This is a genomic window from Anoxybacillus suryakundensis (assembly GCF_001418025.1).
GTDB lineage: Bacteria > Bacillota > Bacilli > Bacillales > Anoxybacillaceae > Anoxybacillus > Anoxybacillus tengchongensis.
The window spans coordinates 87401-104867 of the sequence record NZ_LIOK01000003.1; the positions used below are offsets into that span (position 1 = coordinate 87401).

Annotated in this window: 13 protein-coding genes; 9 read left to right on the plus strand and 4 right to left on the minus strand. The window is 43.4% G+C overall.

The features are described 5' to 3' along the window. The first annotated feature begins 141 nt into the window (after window positions 1-141). The 9 genes from ASC42_RS02885 to ASC42_RS02925 all read left to right on the plus strand — a co-directional run bounded on the left by ASC42_RS02885 (window position 142) and on the right by ASC42_RS02925 (window position 16081). Window positions 142-1389 (plus strand): M48 family metallopeptidase, encoded by a 1248-nt coding sequence (locus ASC42_RS02885; RefSeq protein ID WP_055440471.1) that lies wholly within the window; start codon window positions 142-144, stop codon window positions 1387-1389. A 216-nt stretch (window positions 1390-1605) separates the two neighbouring features. After that, entirely contained in the window at window positions 1606-2886 is a 1281-nt protein-coding gene (gene aceA / locus ASC42_RS02890; protein ID WP_055440472.1) for an isocitrate lyase, read from the plus strand. A 78-nt stretch (window positions 2887-2964) separates the two neighbouring features. After that, entirely contained in the window at window positions 2965-3483 is a 519-nt protein-coding gene (locus tag ASC42_RS02895; RefSeq protein ID WP_055440473.1) for a competence protein ComK, read from the plus strand. Window positions 3484-3548: 65 nt separating this feature from the next. Then, the gene (locus tag ASC42_RS02900; RefSeq protein ID WP_055440474.1) at window positions 3549-4151 is read left to right on the plus strand and encodes a TVP38/TMEM64 family protein; all 603 of its coding nucleotides are present in this window, start codon (window positions 3549-3551) and stop codon (window positions 4149-4151) included. A 16-nt stretch (window positions 4152-4167) separates the two neighbouring features. Next, on the plus strand, window positions 4168-7632 hold the full coding sequence (addB, locus tag ASC42_RS02905; protein WP_055440475.1) for a helicase-exonuclease AddAB subunit AddB: 3465 nt from the start codon (window positions 4168-4170) through the stop codon (window positions 7630-7632). Between the two features lie 4 nt (window positions 7633-7636). Beyond that, window positions 7637-11269, plus strand: a complete 3633-nt coding sequence (addA, locus tag ASC42_RS02910) for a helicase-exonuclease AddAB subunit AddA (RefSeq protein WP_055440476.1) — start codon at window positions 7637-7639, stop codon at window positions 11267-11269. 1 nt (window position 11270) lies between these two features. Beyond that, complete coding sequence (locus ASC42_RS02915; protein WP_055440477.1) at window positions 11271-12431, plus strand: exonuclease SbcCD subunit D; 1161 nt, start codon at window positions 11271-11273, stop codon at window positions 12429-12431. After that, window positions 12431-15790, plus strand: coding sequence for an AAA family ATPase (locus tag ASC42_RS02920; protein WP_055440478.1), 3360 nt, complete (start codon window positions 12431-12433; stop codon window positions 15788-15790). The genes ASC42_RS02915 and ASC42_RS02920 overlap by 1 nt, the downstream gene beginning before the upstream one ends. Window positions 15791-15802: 12 nt before the next feature. Further along, window positions 15803-16081: an HNH endonuclease gene (locus ASC42_RS02925; protein ID WP_055440479.1), complete on the plus strand. Its 279-nt coding sequence runs from the start codon at window positions 15803-15805 to the stop codon at window positions 16079-16081. On the opposite strand, the gene ASC42_RS02930 is transcribed toward ASC42_RS02925, so the two are convergent. Genes ASC42_RS02930 through gerPC form a run of 4 tightly spaced genes read right to left on the minus strand, consistent with a single transcriptional unit; the run spans window position 16078 to window position 17444 of the window. Further along, the gene (locus ASC42_RS02930; RefSeq protein WP_032100839.1) at window positions 16078-16299 is read right to left on the minus strand and encodes a spore germination protein; all 222 of its coding nucleotides are present in this window, start codon (window positions 16297-16299) and stop codon (window positions 16078-16080) included. The two genes, ASC42_RS02925 and ASC42_RS02930, sit on opposite strands and share 4 nt — an antisense overlap. Continuing rightward, window positions 16274-16669: a spore germination protein GerPE gene (locus ASC42_RS02935; RefSeq protein ID WP_055440480.1), complete on the minus strand. Its 396-nt coding sequence runs from the start codon at window positions 16667-16669 to the stop codon at window positions 16274-16276. The genes ASC42_RS02930 and ASC42_RS02935 overlap by 26 nt, the downstream gene beginning before the upstream one ends. After that, window positions 16666-16863, minus strand: a complete 198-nt coding sequence (locus ASC42_RS02940; RefSeq protein WP_055440481.1) for a hypothetical protein — start codon at window positions 16861-16863, stop codon at window positions 16666-16668. Before ASC42_RS02940 ends, ASC42_RS02935 begins: the two co-directional genes overlap by 4 nt. Then, a complete protein-coding gene (gene gerPC / locus ASC42_RS02945) occupies window positions 16860-17444 on the minus strand; it encodes a spore germination protein GerPC (RefSeq protein ID WP_055440482.1) in 585 nt (194 codons plus the stop codon). Before gerPC ends, ASC42_RS02940 begins: the two co-directional genes overlap by 4 nt. Window positions 17445-17467: the final 23 nt, after the last annotated feature.

The following is a 17467-nucleotide window of genomic DNA, read 5'->3' on the forward strand; positions in this document are numbered from 1 at the left end:
TATCCCTCCCACTTTCATCATACATAATCAACGTGCCAATGAGGAGAATGGGACGTGACAATTATTTGAATTTTTTTCGTTGTTCTAAATGGAAAATGAAAAACTAAACTAATAGTAATCATGGACAAGGGGGAAAGGGTAATGAGAAAAATCGCTTTTTGGACGTTGTTTTTGTATGCGATATATGCGCTGTTTTTCGCATTTTACTTATTTCAATGGACAGACTCATCCATTCCAGCACAATATAAAGGAACAAGCGCAGATCCTGCAACGTTTTTAACGAAAAAAGAACTGATGTTGGCTGAACAGTTTTCGGAAGTAAAAAACTTTTTATTTTTCTTATCTGTTCCATATGAGTGGGTCATTTATATTTTTGTGTTGTTGTTTGGTTTGTCAGCGCGCTTTCAACAATGGGCGGAGGCAACGACAAAACGTCGGTTTATGCAAACGGCAATTTACGTATTTTGGCTGTCGCTTTTCGTACAAGTTGTTACGTTTCCGCTTAGTTACACAAGTTATTACGTCACGAAAATGTATAACATTTCAACCCAAACGTTCTCCAGTTGGATGCGCGATGAGCTCATTGATTTTTGGGTCAATTATGTAATCATGGTTGTCATCGTTTATGTATTATATACGCTCATGAAAAAATTCGAAAAACGATGGTGGGTGTACGCGTGGCTTTGTTCGATTCCATTTACACTTTTTTTAACGTTTATTCAACCTGTTTTCATCGATCCGCTTTATAACGATTTTTATCCGTTGAAAAATAAACAGCTAGAAGCAAAAATTTTAGCGCTAGCGGAAAAGGCGAACATTCCGGCTGAACACGTATTTGAAGTAAACATGTCGGAAAAGACAAATGCGTTAAATGCGTATGTCACGGGCATTGGCGGCAACTCGCGTATCGTATTATGGGATACGACGCTTGAGCGGTTAAGCGAAGATGAAATTTTATTTATTATGGCGCATGAAATGGCTCATTACGTCATGAAACATATTTATTGGGGAATTGGGTTATACATTGTTGTCACATTTATCGGATTGCTGTTAACGAATCGATGGATGAAACGAATGATGAAACGATTTGGCTCGCTTTGTCGCATTGAAAAATGGAATGACCTCGCATCTTTGCCGATGTTTTTACTGTTGATTTCGCTATTAAGTTTTGCGGCAAGTCCTGCGATGAATGCCATTTCTCGTTACGAAGAACATGCGGCGGACAAGTATGCGATTGAGTTAACGAAAAATAAAGAAGCGGCGATCTCGACATTTCAACAATTGACGCGTTCAAGTTTAAGTCAAGTACACCCACCATATATCGTTAAACTATTTCGTTACAGCCATCCAACGATTTTAGAACGAATCATCTTTTTAGAGAAACAATAGAAGCGGGATAATTTTTTAGAAAAAATTCATAAAAATACTTTCTTTTCTGAAAATTGTGTTATATAATAAAAACGTCGAAAGAAAATCGTGTATTATAACAAGAAGGGTGGGAGACGTATTAAAGCTCGTACATAGAGAAAAAAGCGTCACAACTTTTTTGGGGGTCATATGCACGAAAACAGAGGGGTTTACGATAAAAAACAAGGGGGAGAGAGCATGTTTGAAGAACGTGTGAAACAATTAGAAGAAAGTTGGCAATTGGATGAACGGTGGAAAGGGATTACGCGCCCGTATAGCGCGGAAGATGTTATTAAGTTGCGCGGTTCGCTCGATATTGAATATACGCTAGCGCGTCGCGGGGCGGAAAAACTTTGGCATTTATTAAATACAGAAGATTATGTTCATGCGCTTGGAGCATTAACAGGAAACCAAGCGGTACAACAAGCAAAAGCAGGTTTAAAAGCGATTTATTTAAGCGGTTGGCAAGTGGCAGCGGATGCGAACTTGGCTGGTCATATGTATCCAGACCAAAGTTTATATCCAGCAAACAGCGTGCCACACGTTGTAAAGCGCATTAACCAAGCGCTACAACGCGCCGATCAAATTCAATATGTTGAAGGAAAAGAAGACATCGACTATTTCTTGCCGATCGTCGCTGATGCGGAAGCAGGATTTGGCGGTCAATTAAACGTATTTGAACTAATGAAAGCGATGATTGAAGCAGGAGCAGCAGGCGTCCACTTTGAAGACCAATTGTCTTCTGAGAAAAAGTGTGGTCATTTAGGTGGAAAAGTGTTGCTTCCAACGCAAACAGCGATTCGTAACTTAATTGCGGCGCGACTTGCGGCAGACGTTATGGGTGTGCCGACCGTATTAATTGCGCGCACAGATGCGAACGCAGCGGATTTAATTACAAGCGACATCGACCCACGCGATCAAGAATTTATTACAGGTGAGCGTACGCCAGAAGGCTTTTTCCGTACGCGTGCGGGCTTAGACCAAGCGATTGCGCGCGGATTGGCGTATGCACCTTATGCAGATTTAATTTGGTGCGAAACGAGCGAGCCAAACTTAGAAGAAGCGCGTCGTTTCGCGGAAGCGATTCATGAAAAGTTCCCAGGCAAATTGCTTGCGTACAACTGCTCGCCTTCATTTAACTGGAAGAAAAAATTGGATGACGAAACGATCGCCAACTTCCAAGTGGAACTCGGAAAAATGGGCTACAAATTCCAGTTCGTTACATTGGCAGGCTTCCACGCCCTCAACTACAGCATGTTTATGTTAGCGCATGGCTATCGCGATCGTGGTATGGCCGCTTACTCTGAATTGCAACAAGCGGAGTTTGAGGCAGAAAAATATGGCTACACAGCAACGCGCCATCAACGCGAAGTTGGGACAGGTTACTTTGACGAAGTATCGCTTGTGATTACAGGCGGTCAAGCATCAACTGTGGCGTTAAAAGGTTCAACAGAAGAAGAACAATTTACGGGTGCATAAAAACGAATCCCCTCGTGACGGACGAGGGGATTTTTTGGTATAATATTCTCGAAATGTGTATATGAGGGAGGGGGCTTTATGCTCATTGTCGAGCATCTCCATTTGACGCGCTACACGATGGGACTTTTTCCGTTTTCTCGTGATAAACAAATATGGACGAAAGCGTTGGAGGAAGATGGAGAAATCATCGTGAAAAAAAGTCCGATGGACATTATTGAACAAAGTTGTTTGTATTATGGCGCAAGTTTAAGAGGAAGGAAAGATGGAACGAGACATATTATTGGCACTTCTCATAAAGCACCGATTGCAGTCGAACCAACGAACGAAATTTTCTTTTTTCCAACAATCTCCCCAATGAATCCTCAATGTGTATGGCTATCTCATTTGCATATTCGTCATCATGAACATGTTCGAGGTGGGAAAACGCGCATTACGTTTTCAAATGGCATGAGCGTAGAGTTATGTATTTCGCATCATTCATTCGTGAATCAGCTACATCGTACCGCTCAGTTGCGAACAAAAATGAACGAACGAATTGAAGCACGTGAAAGGAAAATGATGTATTTATTATATTTACGGGAAAAGGAATGGTCGTAGTAGTTTTCTCTTTTCCTCTAAACTTGTACAATATAAGCATGAGCACGTGGCAAAGGAGTTACTGTATGAGTTTAGAGGAATTAAAACAATGGTTTACGATCAAACATATGCTTGATATGTTAGCGGAATATCGTTCATTTGGCGTGATTCCTGGTGTATTGCTGCCGATGGCTGAGGCGTTTTTACCGTTTTTGCCGCTTTTTGTTTTTGTTATGGCAAATGCTGCGGCATTTGGTCTTTGGAAAGGATTTCTTATTTCATGGATTGGAACGAGCGCAGGTTCTCTTCTCGTTTTTTTCATCGTTCGAAAAATCGGGAGGCAACGCTTTTTCTCTTTTTTACATCGCCACCCGACGATTCGCCGTATGATGCATTGGGTGGAGCGACGTGGATTCGGTCCGCTCTTTTTACTCCTTTGTTTTCCGTTTACACCATCTGCAGCGGTCAATGTTGTTGCTGGGTTATCGGGCATTGCGATGCAACAATATATGCTTGCCGTTTTGCTTGGAAAAATGGTGATGGTGTTTATGATTAGTTTTATTGGTTATGATGTGGTGGCGCTTATTCGCCAACCGGTGCGTACCGTGTTTGTGGCAGTCGCCATTTTTCTTCTTTGGTACATTGGGAAAAAAGTCGAGCAACGTTTCGCATTGCATGACGGAAAATAAGAAAGGATGAACGAATATGTCTGTACGCTTCATCATCGGGCGCTCAGGAAGCGGAAAAACGACGATGTGTTTAAAAGAAATCATCGAACAACTTGGACATGAACCGGATGGAAGTCCGATTATTTATCTTGTTCCTGAACAAATGACGTTTCAATCGGAATACGCTTTAATGAAAGAAAACATAAAAGGAATGATTCGCGCTCAAGTGTTTAGTTTCACACGTCTTGCTTGGCGCGTCTTGCAAGAGACAGGCGGCATGAGCCGCCATCATTTAACGCAAACAGGCGTACATATGTTGCTAAGGAAAATTGTTGAACAGCAAAAAGAACAGTTAAAGCTCTTTCGGAAAGCGGCGGATAAACGCGGCTTTATTGAACAACTGGAACAAATGTTGACGGAATATAAACGATATTGTGTCACGCCAGCAGCATTAAAACAAACGGAAGAAGAGCTGCGTCGCCATGCAACCGCAAACGAAATAGTACTTGCCGATAAATTAAAAGATACAGCAATGATTTTTGAGCAATTTGAACAGTATATGGCGTATCATTATGTCGATTCGGAAGATTATTTACGCTTGCTCGCTGAAAAAATTCGTCATTCTTCCTATATAAGGCGAGCCCGTATTTACATGGACGGCTTTTATGAATTTACGCCCCAAGAATATATGGTCATTGAACAATTATTGATTCATTGTCCGCATGTGACGATTGCGCTCACGTTAGACGCTCCGTATGAACAGCTACCAAACGAGTTACATGTATTCCGCAACACGTGGCAGACGTATGCGCAACTGCGTGAAATTGCACTACAAAATGGGGTAGCGATTGAAAACGTCGTGCAACTTCATGATAACGTCCGTCACAAACATGAAGAACTTCGTCATCTTGAAGCCTATTACGATGCACGACCTGTTTGCAAGTTGGAAAAACAAACGGAAGCGATCGTTATCGGAGAAGCGACAACGCGACGAGCAGAAATGGAAGGGATTGCGCGCGAAATCGTTCAACTTGTGCGCGATGAAGGATATCGCTATCGTGACATCGCCTTATTGATTCGCAACGTTTCAGACTATCGCGACGTGTTAAAGACAGTGTTTGCTGATTATCGTATCCCTTATTTTATTGACGAAAAAGAATCGATGCTTGATCATCCGTTTATCGAATTTTTGCGCGCAAGTATGGAAGCGGTGCGGACAAATTTTCGTTATGAAGCGGTGTTTCGTGCTGTAAAGACAGATTTGTTTTTCTCGCCTGATCAATCTGTACATGAGATGCGCATGGCGATGGATCAGCTTGAAAACTATGTGCTTGCTTCCGGTATCCAAGGGGATAAGTGGACGGAGCATTGGACGTATCGTAAATATAAAGGGCTAGAAGGCATACACGCCCCGCAAACCGATGAGGAAAAACGATATGAACAGCAATTAAACGAATGGCGTAAGCTTGTCATTTCGCCGTTATCGCTTTTACAAAAGCGCTTAAAGCAAGCAAAAACAGGACGTGAGCGATGCGAAGCGCTATATGCATATGCAGAACAGCTTCATATTCCGCAAAAATTAGAACGTTTGCGCGATGAAGCAGAAGAAAGAGGCGATTTGTCCGCTGCCCGCCATCATGAGCAAGTATGGCAAGCGTTTATTCATTTGCTTGATGAATATGTTGAAATATTAGGCGATGAATCACTTTCGCTTGAAACATTTTTTACGATTATTGAAACGGGACTTGAAAGTTTGCAGTTTTCTCTCGTCCCACCAGCGACGGACCAAGTGTTAATTGCGCATTTCGATCGTTCGCGTCTTTCGAATATTCGTTGTACATTTCTTGTAGGGGTAAACGAAGGCGTTATTCCGATGCGCAAAAATGATGATGGCATGTTGTCGGAAACAGATCGTGAATTGTTGCACCATTATTCTTTACATGTTGCTCCAGCTAGTCGCGAACGGTTACTTGACGAACCTTTTTTGCTTTATTTAGCGCTTGTTAGCCCGTCTGAACGTTTATATGTCACGTATGCGCTAGCTGATGAACAAGAAAAAACGTTATTGCCATCAATGTTTATTAAGCGGTTGATGGACATGTTCCCGTACGTGAAAAAGATGCAATGGGGAGCGGATCCGTTTGTACTTCCACTGCAACAACAGCTGTCGTATGTGACAAACGATGTCGCAACGCTCGGTCCGCTCGTGCAACAATTGGAAGCATGGAAGCGACAATATGCTATCGAACCGATATGGTGGGACGTATACAACGCATACGTGCAACATGAACAATGGAAAGAACGAATCGCGGTCGTTGGGCGTGCGTTATTTTATGAAAATCGTGCGAAACGATTAAATAAGCAGTTGGCGAAAGAGTTATATGGAAAAAAAGTGAAGGCGAGCATTTCACGTATGGAGACGTTTAACCGTTGTCCGTTCGCTCATTTTGCCGCGCATGGATTAAAGTTAAAAGAACGAACCGTGTTTCAATTAAAGGCTCCTGATATGGGTCAGTTGTTTCATCAGACGTTAAAAGTGATCGCTGATCGTCTGCGTCAAGAGCAGCGTCCATGGAGTCAACTATCCAAACAGCAATGCGAGCAACTGTCATATGAGGCGGTTGAACAAATTGCACCATATATTCAACAAGAAGTGCTATTAAGTACACACCGTTATCGATATATGAAGAAAAAACTGCAAACGATTATGACGAAAGCGACGACCGTATTAAGTGAACATGCAAAAAGAAGTGGATTTGTACCGATTGGCGTCGAATTAGGATTTGGTGAAGGCGAGCCGCTTCCACCGCTTTCGTTTACGCTATCCGACGGAACCGTTTTGCAGTTTGTCGGCCGTATCGACCGCGTTGACCAAGCAACGAGCGAACAAGGCGTACTTCTTCGCATCATCGACTATAAATCAAAGCAAAAGACGCTCGATTTAACGGAAGTATATTACGGCTTAGCGCTACAAATGTTAGCATATTTAGATATTGTGCTTGAATATGCCGAGCGACTTGTTGGCACATCAGCGTTTCCAGCGGGCGTGCTATACTTTCCGATTCATAACCCAATGATGAAAGTGAATGAATGGCTTGACGAACGTGAATTGGAGAAAAAGTTTTTCGAACAGTTTAAAATGGGCGGATATGTATTGGCAGACGAAAAAACGGTTCGCTTAATGGATGAAAACATAGAACCGGGAACAAGTTCTCTCGTTATTCCTGTGCGCTTAAATAAAAACGGGACGTTTGCTCAACATTCCAAAGTGTTAACAGAGCAACAATTTACGATGCTAAGGCAACATGTGCGACGCTTTATTGTCGATGTAGGTGAACAAATGATGGAAGGTGTTACACATATTGCACCATATAAACAAAAAGATAAAACAGCATGCCAATATTGTGAGTTTCGCGATGTGTGCCAATTTGATGAAGGGGTCGACGCGGAACAATATCGCGTGCTCACACCGAAACAGATTGATGAATGGTTAAAGGGGTGATTGTGTGATTCCGCCAAAACCACGAGAAAGTCAATGGACGGATGAACAATGGCAAGCGATTTATGCGACTGGAAAGCATACGCTCGTTGCCGCAGCAGCGGGATCAGGAAAAACGGCGGTGCTTGTCGAGCGCATCATTCAAAAAATATTGCATAAAGAGCGACCGATCGATGTCGATCGGTTACTTGTTGTGACGTTTACAAATGCCGCAGCGGCCGAAATGCGCCAACGCATCGGAGAAGCGTTAGAAAAAGCGCTTGAAAAAGAGCCACATTCGCTCCATTTACGAAGACAACTCAGTCTTTTGCAAAAAGCGTCTATTTCAACGATTCATTCGTTTTGTTTAGATGTCATTCGTAAATATTATTATGTCATCGGCATTGATCCGGTGTTTCGTATTGCGGATGAGGGAGAAATGGCTTTATTAAAAGAAGAAGTGTTAGAAACATTATTTGAGCAATATTACGCCGACAACGATGAAGCATTTTTAGCTGTTGTCGATCGATATACGAGCGATCGGACGGATGCGGATTTACAAACGCTCATTTTGCGTCTATATGAATTTTCACGTTCGCATCCTAATCCAAACGAATGGCTACAACAAATCGTTCATATGTACGATGTCGCAGAACACGCACGCATCGACGATTTGCCGTATGCTCACTACCTTTTTCAAGCGGTCGATTTGGCGTTTGAAGCAGCGGAACAACGATTGTTGCAAGCGCTGCAAAAAACGAAAGAGCCGGGCGGACCCGATTATTTGCATGATACGCTCGCAAGCGATCAACAAGTCATTGCAAAGCTAAAAGAAGCGCGTGATGAGTCGTGGCAAAAGCTGCATGAAGCAATGAAAAACGTATCGTTTGCGACGGCAAAAAGAAAGCCGAAAGACGGAGCGTATGATGAACAGCTGGTGGATGATGTAAAAAAATTGCGCGAACAAGTGAAAAAAGAAATAGGCAGTTTAACAGAAGAGTTGTTTTCGTTTCAACCGGCGACATACATTCGCCATTTGCGCGAAATGAAGCCGATTGTTGCAACGATCGTCCAAATCGTGCAACGGTTTGCTAAGCTATTGCAAACGAAAAAAGATGAAAAAGGCATCGTTGACTTTTCAGATTTAGAACATTACTGTTTGCGTATTTTACGCGCTTCTTCTATGGAGCATGATCTGAAGCCGTCAGAAGCCGCCCTTTATTATCGAGCACAATTTGCTGAAGTGCTCGTTGACGAATATCAAGATACGAATATGGTGCAAGAGTCGATTTTACGGCTCGTATCGAACGACGATGAAGCAACGGGCAACATGTTTATGGTTGGCGATGTGAAACAATCGATTTACGGCTTTCGTCTTGCGGAACCGTCGCTTTTTCTACAAAAATATGACCGGTTTACGAAAGACGGAGAAGGTGGACTTCGTATTGATTTAGCGAAAAACTTTCGCAGCCGAAAAGAAATATTAGACGCAACGAACTTTATTTTCCGTCAGCTTATGACGGAGGCTATCGGCGACATGCGTTATGACGATGAAGCTGCCCTTCGCTTTGGCGCCCTTGATTATCCAGAAAAACAAGTGCCTGTTGAATGCGTGTGGCTAAATGAAGCAAAAGAAGAAAGCGAAGAAGAAGAACAACAAGAGGATGTGACGACTGCTCAACTTGAAGCGCGCTGGATCGCTAAAAAAATTAAACAACTACTTGCCGAGCCGTTTTTCGTTTATGACCGTCGTTTAAAAGGAGAACGGCGCTTAATGTATCGCGACATCGTCATTTTATGCCGCTCGATGTCATCTGCTTCAGCCATGTTAGAGGAGTTTCGTAAACAAAACGTTCCTGTATATGCCGAGTTATCTAGCGGTTACTTTTCCGCAACAGAAGTGTCGATCATGTTGTCTCTTTTAAAAGTCATCGACAATCCGTATCAAGATATTCCGCTTGCGGCGGTGCTTCGTTCTCCGATTGTTGGGTTGAGTGAAAATGATTTGGCGCGCATTCGTTTGGCGAAAAAAGACGGAGCTTTTTATGAGGCGTTGATTGCTTTTGTTGATCAACCACCACATGATGAACTGCATGAAAAAATGAAACGTTGGCTTTCATATTTACTCGAATGGCGTACAGCAGCAAGACAAAAACCGCTTGCCGATTTGATTTGGCAATTGTATCGTGATACAAACTTTTACGACTACGTCGGTGGAATGCCTGGTGGAAAACAGCGGCAAGCGAATTTGCGTGCGTTATACGATCGTGCAAAACAATATGAACAAACGTCATTTCGTGGCATTTTCCGCTTTTTACGTTTTATTGAGCGGTTAAAAGAGCGGGAAGACGATTTTGGAGCGGCACGTTCACTTACAGAACAAGAAGACGTTGTGCGCATGATGACGATTCATAAAAGTAAAGGGCTTGAATTTCCGGTCGTCTTTTTAGCTGGTGCAGCGAAATCATTTAATATGCAAGATTTACGTGGCGATTATATATTAGATAAAGATTTCGGGCTAGGGATGCGCTTCGTTCATCCAACGTGGCGAGCAAGTTATCCGACGGTCGCGCAATTGGCGATAAAGAAAAAAATGAAACTTCAACTGCTTGCGGAAGAAATGCGTATTTTGTATGTTGCGCTGACGCGTGCAAAAGAAAAATTATATATCGTCTGTACGGCAAAAGATATCGAAGCAAAAAAGAAAAAATGGCAAGAAGTCGCTTATACATCCACGTGGGAACTTCCTGCGTATATGATTGAAAAGGCGAAAAGCTATGCGGATTGGATCGGCTATGCATTGGTTCGTCACCGACAAGGGATATGTTCGTCTTCAACGGTGCTTTATGATCCATCATTATGGGATATTTACATCGTGTCAGCGCATTCGCTTGAACAAAAAGATGAGCAAGTGAATGAACATCGAGACATTGTCGAAGCGATTCAACAACTGCAACCTGTGCCAATGAAAAGCGAATATGAACAAGAAATAAAGCGCCGTCTTTTTTGGACATACACGTATGCGGACGCCACGGTGTTACGAGCAAAACAAAGCGTATCGGAGTTAAAACGACAGCGTGACATATACGGGGGGCACGCGGAACAACCGTTTCGAAAAGAGCTTATTGAACGTCCACGCTTTTTACAAGCGAAAACGATGACGCCAGCTGAGCGAGGAACGATGATGCATCTGGTCATGCAACATATTGATGTTACAAAAGAAGTCACCGTTGATGCGGTGCAGGAGCAAATCGCACGCATGGTTCACGGTGAATGGCTAACGGAAGAACAAGCAAAAGCTGTTGATGTAGAAAGCATTGTTGCCTTTTTTAACACGCCGCTTGGCAAACGAATGCAACGTGCTGCGCGGCTTGAGCGTGAAGTGCCGTTTTATTTAGCGCACGAAATGGACGGTGAGACAGTTGTCGTTCAAGGGGTGATTGATTGCGTGTTTGAAGATGAGCAAGGGCTCGTTTTAATTGACTATAAAACAGATCGTGTGTCGTGGATGAACGAACCGAAAGAGGAATTAAGGCGACGATATAAAGGGCAATTGGCGCTATATCGGGAAGCGATTGAAGCCATTTGGAAAAAGGAAGTAACCGAAACGTACGTGTACGCTTTTGATGGGGCGCTACTTGTACCGATGGAGGGGGATTAATGTGCGCATTTTGCATACAGCTGATTGGCATTTAGGGAAAACACTTGAAGGGCGAAGCCGCCTTCGCGAGCAAGCAGAGGTCATTGATGAGATCGTCGACATGGTAGAAAAAGAAAAAATCGATGTCGTATTGCTTGCTGGGGATGCATTTGATACAGTCAATCCGCCTGCTGATGCGGAAACTCTTTTTTATGACGCACTTTCGCGTTTAAGTGATTATGGCAAGCGTCACGTCGTCGTGATTGCGGGAAACCATGATCATCCGGGACGTTTGAGCGCTGCTGCTCCGATTGCCGAACAGCACGCCATTACGTTGCTAGGCTTTCCGACGGATCAAGTACAACAAATTCATGTTCCGTCGTGCGATGAAACGTTAATGATCGGGGCGCTTCCATATCCGTCAGAGTCGCGACTGAACGAATTGTTGTCAGAGGAGTGCGACGAAGCATTGTTGCGCGCACGATATGATGAACGCATTCGCGCCATTTTTGCGAAAATGAACGAATCGTTTCGCGAGGATGCGGTGAACATTGCAATGAGCCATGTATATGTTGCAGGCGGAGCCACATGCGACTCCGAGCGTCCGATTGAGCTTGGGGGAGCATATACGGTTTCGCCTGCAAGTTTCCCTACACGCGCGCAATATGTCGCGCTCGGTCATTTACATCGTCCGCAAGATGTGAAGCACGCGACGATGCCTGCACGTTATTCCGGTTCGCCGCTCGCTTATAGTTTTTCAGAAGCGGGATATAGTAAATCGGTTACGATCGTTGACGTTCATCCACGCTGTGCGCCGAATGTTCGTGAGTGCTTTTTGTCAAAAGGTCGTCCGCTCGTGAAATGGAAAGCGACAGAAGGCTTGGCGCAAGTGTATCGTTGGATGGAAGAAGGTCGCGATCATACCGCGTGGATTGACTTAGAAATTGATGTTGAACAGTCGTTAACATTAGAGGACATTCACCAGCTGCGCAAATTGTGTGATCGGTTTGTCCACATTCGTCCGAATTATACAAAGAAACAAGAAGTCGTGCGTGAAATGCGCACCGATGTGCCGATTGACGTATTGTTTACACGATTTTATGAACGACAAACAGGCGGAGGGAAGCCGTCAGAAGAAATCGTTCAACTATTTTTACAACTCGTTGCCGAGGAGGACGAATAATGAAGCCGATTCGCTTGACGATTGCAGGGTTGCATAGTTTTCGCCAAAAGGAAACGATTGATTTTGAACGGCTATGTGAAGGCGGATTGTTTGGCATTTTTGGTCCGACTGGAAGCGGAAAGTCATCTATTTTAGATGCAATGACGCTCGCTTTATATGGAAATGTAGAACGAGCGGCTAACCAAACGAATGGAATTATGAATCATGCAGAACATGAGCTGTTCGTTTCGTTTACGTTCGAACTGCAAAATAAAGAAGGGATCAAACGATACACGGTTGAACGCTCGTTTAAGCGTGCAGATGCGCTGCGCATTCGTTCTGTTGTAAGCCGCCTCATTGAAGAAGGAACAGAGCGCATCGTTATCGCAGATAAAGCGAGGCTTGTGGATGAGCAAGTAAAGCAGCTGCTCGGTTTGGAAATGAAAGATTTCACAAGAGCTGTCGTTTTGCCACAAGGGAAATTTGCAGAATTTTTATCGCTTAAAGGTTCGGAACGGCGTCAAATGTTGCAACGGTTATTCCATCTTGAACGATATGGGGACGAATTAAATAAAAAGTTGAAACATAAGTTAGCTGAAGCGTCAGCGAAGCTAGAAGCGATAAAAGGGGAACAAGCAGGGCTTGGCGATGCGTCCAAAGAACAAGTCGAAAAACAAAAGCAGGCGCTAGCAGAAAAAAAAGAGGTGCTCGAACAAGCGAAACGCGCATTGCGCGACATGCATGAACGATACGAAAAAGAAAAGCAACAATGGCAATGGCAACGGGAAAAAGAACAAGTGGAACAACAGCTTAACAAGTGGCGAGAACAAGAAGAACAAATGAAGCAGCTTGAACAAATGTATGAGCGAAGTAAAGAAGCGGAGCGGCTCATGCCATATATTGAACAAGTCGAACGAAGCATGGGTGAGGTTGCACATTGGCGAAAAAAAGCGAGCGAACTAGCTGATCAATTACAGCAAGCAAGCGCGATGTATGAACAAGCAAGCAAGCGATATGAGCAGTTACGTGCGAAAAAAAACGAAGAAGAACCGAAATGGCTACAAAAACAAGAACAGCTTAAACAAGCGCTACAAACATTGGTGTTTATGCGCGCGCTTGAACAGGAACAGGCGAAAACACGTGCGAGTTTGCTAGAAATGGAGCAAAAAGAGCAACAAGCGCGCCAAATGGTTGAAACGTGTTTGAAAGAATATACGACATGGAGCGCGAAACAAGTAGAGTTAAAAAAGCAATGGGAAGAAAAAAAAGTAGACGTCCATATTAAAGAGCGATTGGAGCAAGCGTACGAAAAAAAGAAGCACATTCAATTGCAACAACAAGCGCTTGAAGAAATAGAAAAGGAAAAAGAAGAAAAACAGAAAACGTACGAAATGATGAAGCGTACGTATGATGAAGAAATCAAAAAAATAGAACAATATGAAGCGCGTTTATTAGCAGTGTTTCATCATCTCGAATCGTTATATCATCGCGTATGCGAACGAGAAAAACAAGCAATGTTGCTCGTCTACAAATGGAAGGAAGAAAAAAAACAAATCGAAGCTGCACGACTGCACGATTTAGCTGCGACGTTAGCGGAACGTTTGCACGACGGTGATCCTTGTCCTGTGTGTGGTTCAACACATCATCCAAATCGGGCAAAAAGACAACAAGTTATACTTGATGAACAAGTAATCGAACAAATCGACCGCTCCGTTCAAATGGGGGAACAACTCATTGCGGCTATGCAACAAGTAAAAATGCAAGTTGAGCAACTAGCTGAACTGATGGCGCGTCAGTCGCTGCCACAACGTGTCGATGTCGAAAAAGTGAAACGTGAAGTTGAAGACACGCCTCTTTCCACTTTCAAAGAGGCCGAAGTCGAATTAAAGGCGTTGCAACAAGATTATATTGCATGTCGCGATCGGGTATATCACCATATGGAGCGATGGAACGAACAAAAACAAAAAGAACAGCAATATGCGTATCAAATCGAAACGATGCGTCAACAAATCGCTCAATTGGAGGAAAAATGTGCTGAGCGACGCGCACGCGTAGAAAAAGAACAAGCGATGTGGTATGAGGCGTATCCGGATGTATCGTTTGAACAAATCGATGCGCTAGTTAGCGATCTTCGTCAACGGGAAGGAGAAGCGCAACAGTTGCAACAGCGCATTGAAAAAAGCGTGCCGGTACTAGATGATAAACGAGCTGAATTGGAGCGATGGAAAGAAACGTATCAAACAGTCATGAAACAAAAAGCAGAACGTATGACGGAATGGAATATGCAACAACAACAATACGAACAATATAAACGAACGCTACCTGAAGGAATAGACGAAGAAAGTGTACAACAACAGCTCGTTCATCTCGAACAAGCGCTTCAGCGTGTAAAACGAGAAGAAGAAGAAGCGTATGTACGATGGACATCATTACAGCAACAATTACAAATGTTACAATCGGAAAAACAGGCCGCAGATGTCGCTTTACAAGAAGTAGAAAAAAGAAAAAAGGAAGCAGAACAAGCTTTGACCGAGCAGTTACAAAAAAGTCCATGGAAGACAGTCGATGACGTGCGGGCTTCTCGCTTAGAAGAACAAATCAAACAACAAATGGCTCACGACATACAGCAATATAAGCAAGTGCTGGTGAAGCTAGAAAACGAATGGCAGCGTTTAAACGAAGTGATGAACGGTGCGACGATAACGAAACAGCAATGGGAAGAAACGATGCGTGAGTACGAAGACGTGAAGCAACGGGTCGATGAGCATATGCGGCAACTCGGTTCACTTGAAGCGATCGTCTCTGACTTGGAAGCGAAACATGTGCGCTTTGAACAATTGCAACGCGAACGAGCGCAATTAGAGAAGATGGTCAATCAGTATGAGGAGTTACAAAAAGTATTGCGCGGCAACAGTTTTGTTGAATTTATTGCCGAGGAACAGCTCGTTCATGTAACGCGCTACGCATCGGAACGGCTCGGAGAATTAACGAGACAACGATATGCAATTGAATTAGATTCGGAAGGCGGTTTTGTCATTCGTGATGACGCAAATGGCGGTGTACGTCGTCCGGTGACGACGTTATCTGGTGGAGAAACGTTTTTAACGTCTTTATCGTTAGCGTTGGCACTATCAGCGCAAATTCAGTTGCGCGGAGAATATCCGCTTCAATTTTTCTTTTTAGATGAAGGATTCGGCACGCTCGATCAAGAGTTGTTAGATGTCGTGATGACCGCATTAGAACGATTGCGTGCAGACAATATGGCGATTGGGGTCATTAGTCACGTGCAAGAATTGCATGCGCGCATGCCGAAACGGTTGATGGTCAAGCCAGCAGAACCGTCTGGAAAAGGAACAACGGTCCAACTTGAAGTGATGTAAAGGAGAATGGAAATGAAAGGGATGTGTGAACTGTGCGGAAGAGAAGATGTCGCATTAACTGTTCATCATTTAACACCAAAAGAGTATGGTGGCACAGAAACAGCAAAGTTATGCATCCCGTGCCATAAACAAATTCACGCTATATATACGAATGAAGAGTTAGCCAGTCGGCTCTATACGATTGAACGGCTACAACATGATGGGCAAATTGCATCATTTGTTCGCTGGATTCGCAAACAACCAGCTGAACGCATACCAAAAATAAAAAAAGCGAAACGGCAAAAGCGTTAAGCATTGCCGGCAACGTTTTGATCGAATACGTCAGAATCAAGCGTGTTTGTTAAGCTAATGCCGTTGTTAGCGATAATAAAATTTCCGGTATTAAATGCGCCAGCACCGGCAAATGTTTTTGACGATATTTTCGGTGATACATATAACGTATCACCTACTTGCATAACGGCACCGCTAGCGACAAGGTTAATTTTAATCGGACCGACGAGAGCTGGCATGTTGTTCTCTCCTTTCTAATTGCCGAATATGTTTCACGCGCGAATTCGCCTCTACGGTTTTTGTTGAACCGATATGCACAACGGATGTAGAAGAAATTCCGATGACGCGAACGGAATGAACGGCGATGAGCGGGCAATCGTGCAACGTATAACGGCAAACATCCTTATCGTCAGCGGGTGGAAGCGGAATCGGTTTTGTGAAAACTGGAAAGGTAAGCGGAAATTCCCGACTATCCACATATTCGAGTTGTCGCTGAACAGCTAGCGCTCGCGCAGAAAGACGAATTTCTTGGCTATCTCCAATTTGCACGACAGAACTAAAGACAACAGCGTTTGCCCGTAGAAAGTGGACGACGGAAAGGCGGCTCATCGCTTTTCCTCATTTTTTTTATTGTTTTGTTTTTCTGGAAACGGACCGATAATTAACGATTCGGGCGGCGTATCAAATGCGGAAGCTAGCTGAATCGTTTCGCTGTCACCAATTAATACGAGCGAGGCGCTTGCTACTCCTCCGATGGCGATATGACCGACAGATAGATGATGATTCACAACTGTCATATTCATTCGTTCGTCTCCTCTCGTGGTAGATGTTTTAAAAAGGTGTCAATCGAATGTTCGATATCTCTTTTTAAATAAGAAATGATCGTTTGTTGTAATGCATCGTTTTCATGTTCATGCTCTCCGTATTGGCGCAAATAAAAATGAATGCGATCATCAATTTGGCGCGCAATATCTTGTAATATAAATTGACGATATGCTGAATCGAGTGAACGTCCGTATGTTTGTTCGGTGCGGGCGATGATGTTTTCTCCTTCTTGTTGTAAATATTCGTGAACAGCAGTTTGAATGTCGCGAAAAATCGGTGCTGGTTGCGGAATGATCGTTTGGCTTTGGGGAACAGCAAAATTTTCAATCGTATCTTCTCCGAACGTTGCAGGATTTAAACCGATATTTAACGTTCCTTCTAACGTTTCCACTTTTAATTGATCGAAATGATATTCAATTTTTTCAATTGTTGTGCGCGGCTTTTTTTTTAGCTGTTCATATTGTTGTTGTAAATCGTTTACTGCTTGTTCAAGCAATTGCATTTTTTGTTGTTGCCATTTTAAATACGTTTCGAGTTGTTTAAAGTAATCGTGCCACATGTATGACGCCTCCTTCTTTGCCG

Coding starts and splice junctions, on each gene's coding strand:
- ASC42_RS02930 (WP_032100839.1), bottom strand. CDS start 16,299: ATGCCAGCTCTCGTCGGTCCGATTAAAATTAACCTTGTCGCTAGCGGT.
- ASC42_RS02900 (WP_055440474.1), top strand. CDS start 3,549: ATGAGTTTAGAGGAATTAAAACAATGGTTTACGATCAAACATATGCTT.
- ASC42_RS02920 (WP_055440478.1), top strand. CDS start 12,431: ATGAAGCCGATTCGCTTGACGATTGCAGGGTTGCATAGTTTTCGCCAA.
- aceA (WP_055440472.1), top strand. CDS start 1,606: ATGTTTGAAGAACGTGTGAAACAATTAGAAGAAAGTTGGCAATTGGAT.
- ASC42_RS02885 (WP_055440471.1), top strand. CDS start 142: ATGAGAAAAATCGCTTTTTGGACGTTGTTTTTGTATGCGATATATGCG.
- ASC42_RS02925 (WP_055440479.1), top strand. CDS start 15,803: ATGAAAGGGATGTGTGAACTGTGCGGAAGAGAAGATGTCGCATTAACT.
- gerPC (WP_055440482.1), bottom strand. CDS start 17,444: ATGTGGCACGATTACTTTAAACAACTCGAAACGTATTTAAAATGGCAA.
- addB (WP_055440475.1), top strand. CDS start 4,168: ATGTCTGTACGCTTCATCATCGGGCGCTCAGGAAGCGGAAAAACGACG.
- ASC42_RS02935 (WP_055440480.1), bottom strand. CDS start 16,669: ATGAGCCGCCTTTCCGTCGTCCACTTTCTACGGGCAAACGCTGTTGTC.
- ASC42_RS02895 (WP_055440473.1), top strand. CDS start 2,965: ATGCTCATTGTCGAGCATCTCCATTTGACGCGCTACACGATGGGACTT.
- ASC42_RS02940 (WP_055440481.1), bottom strand. CDS start 16,863: ATGAATATGACAGTTGTGAATCATCATCTATCTGTCGGTCATATCGCC.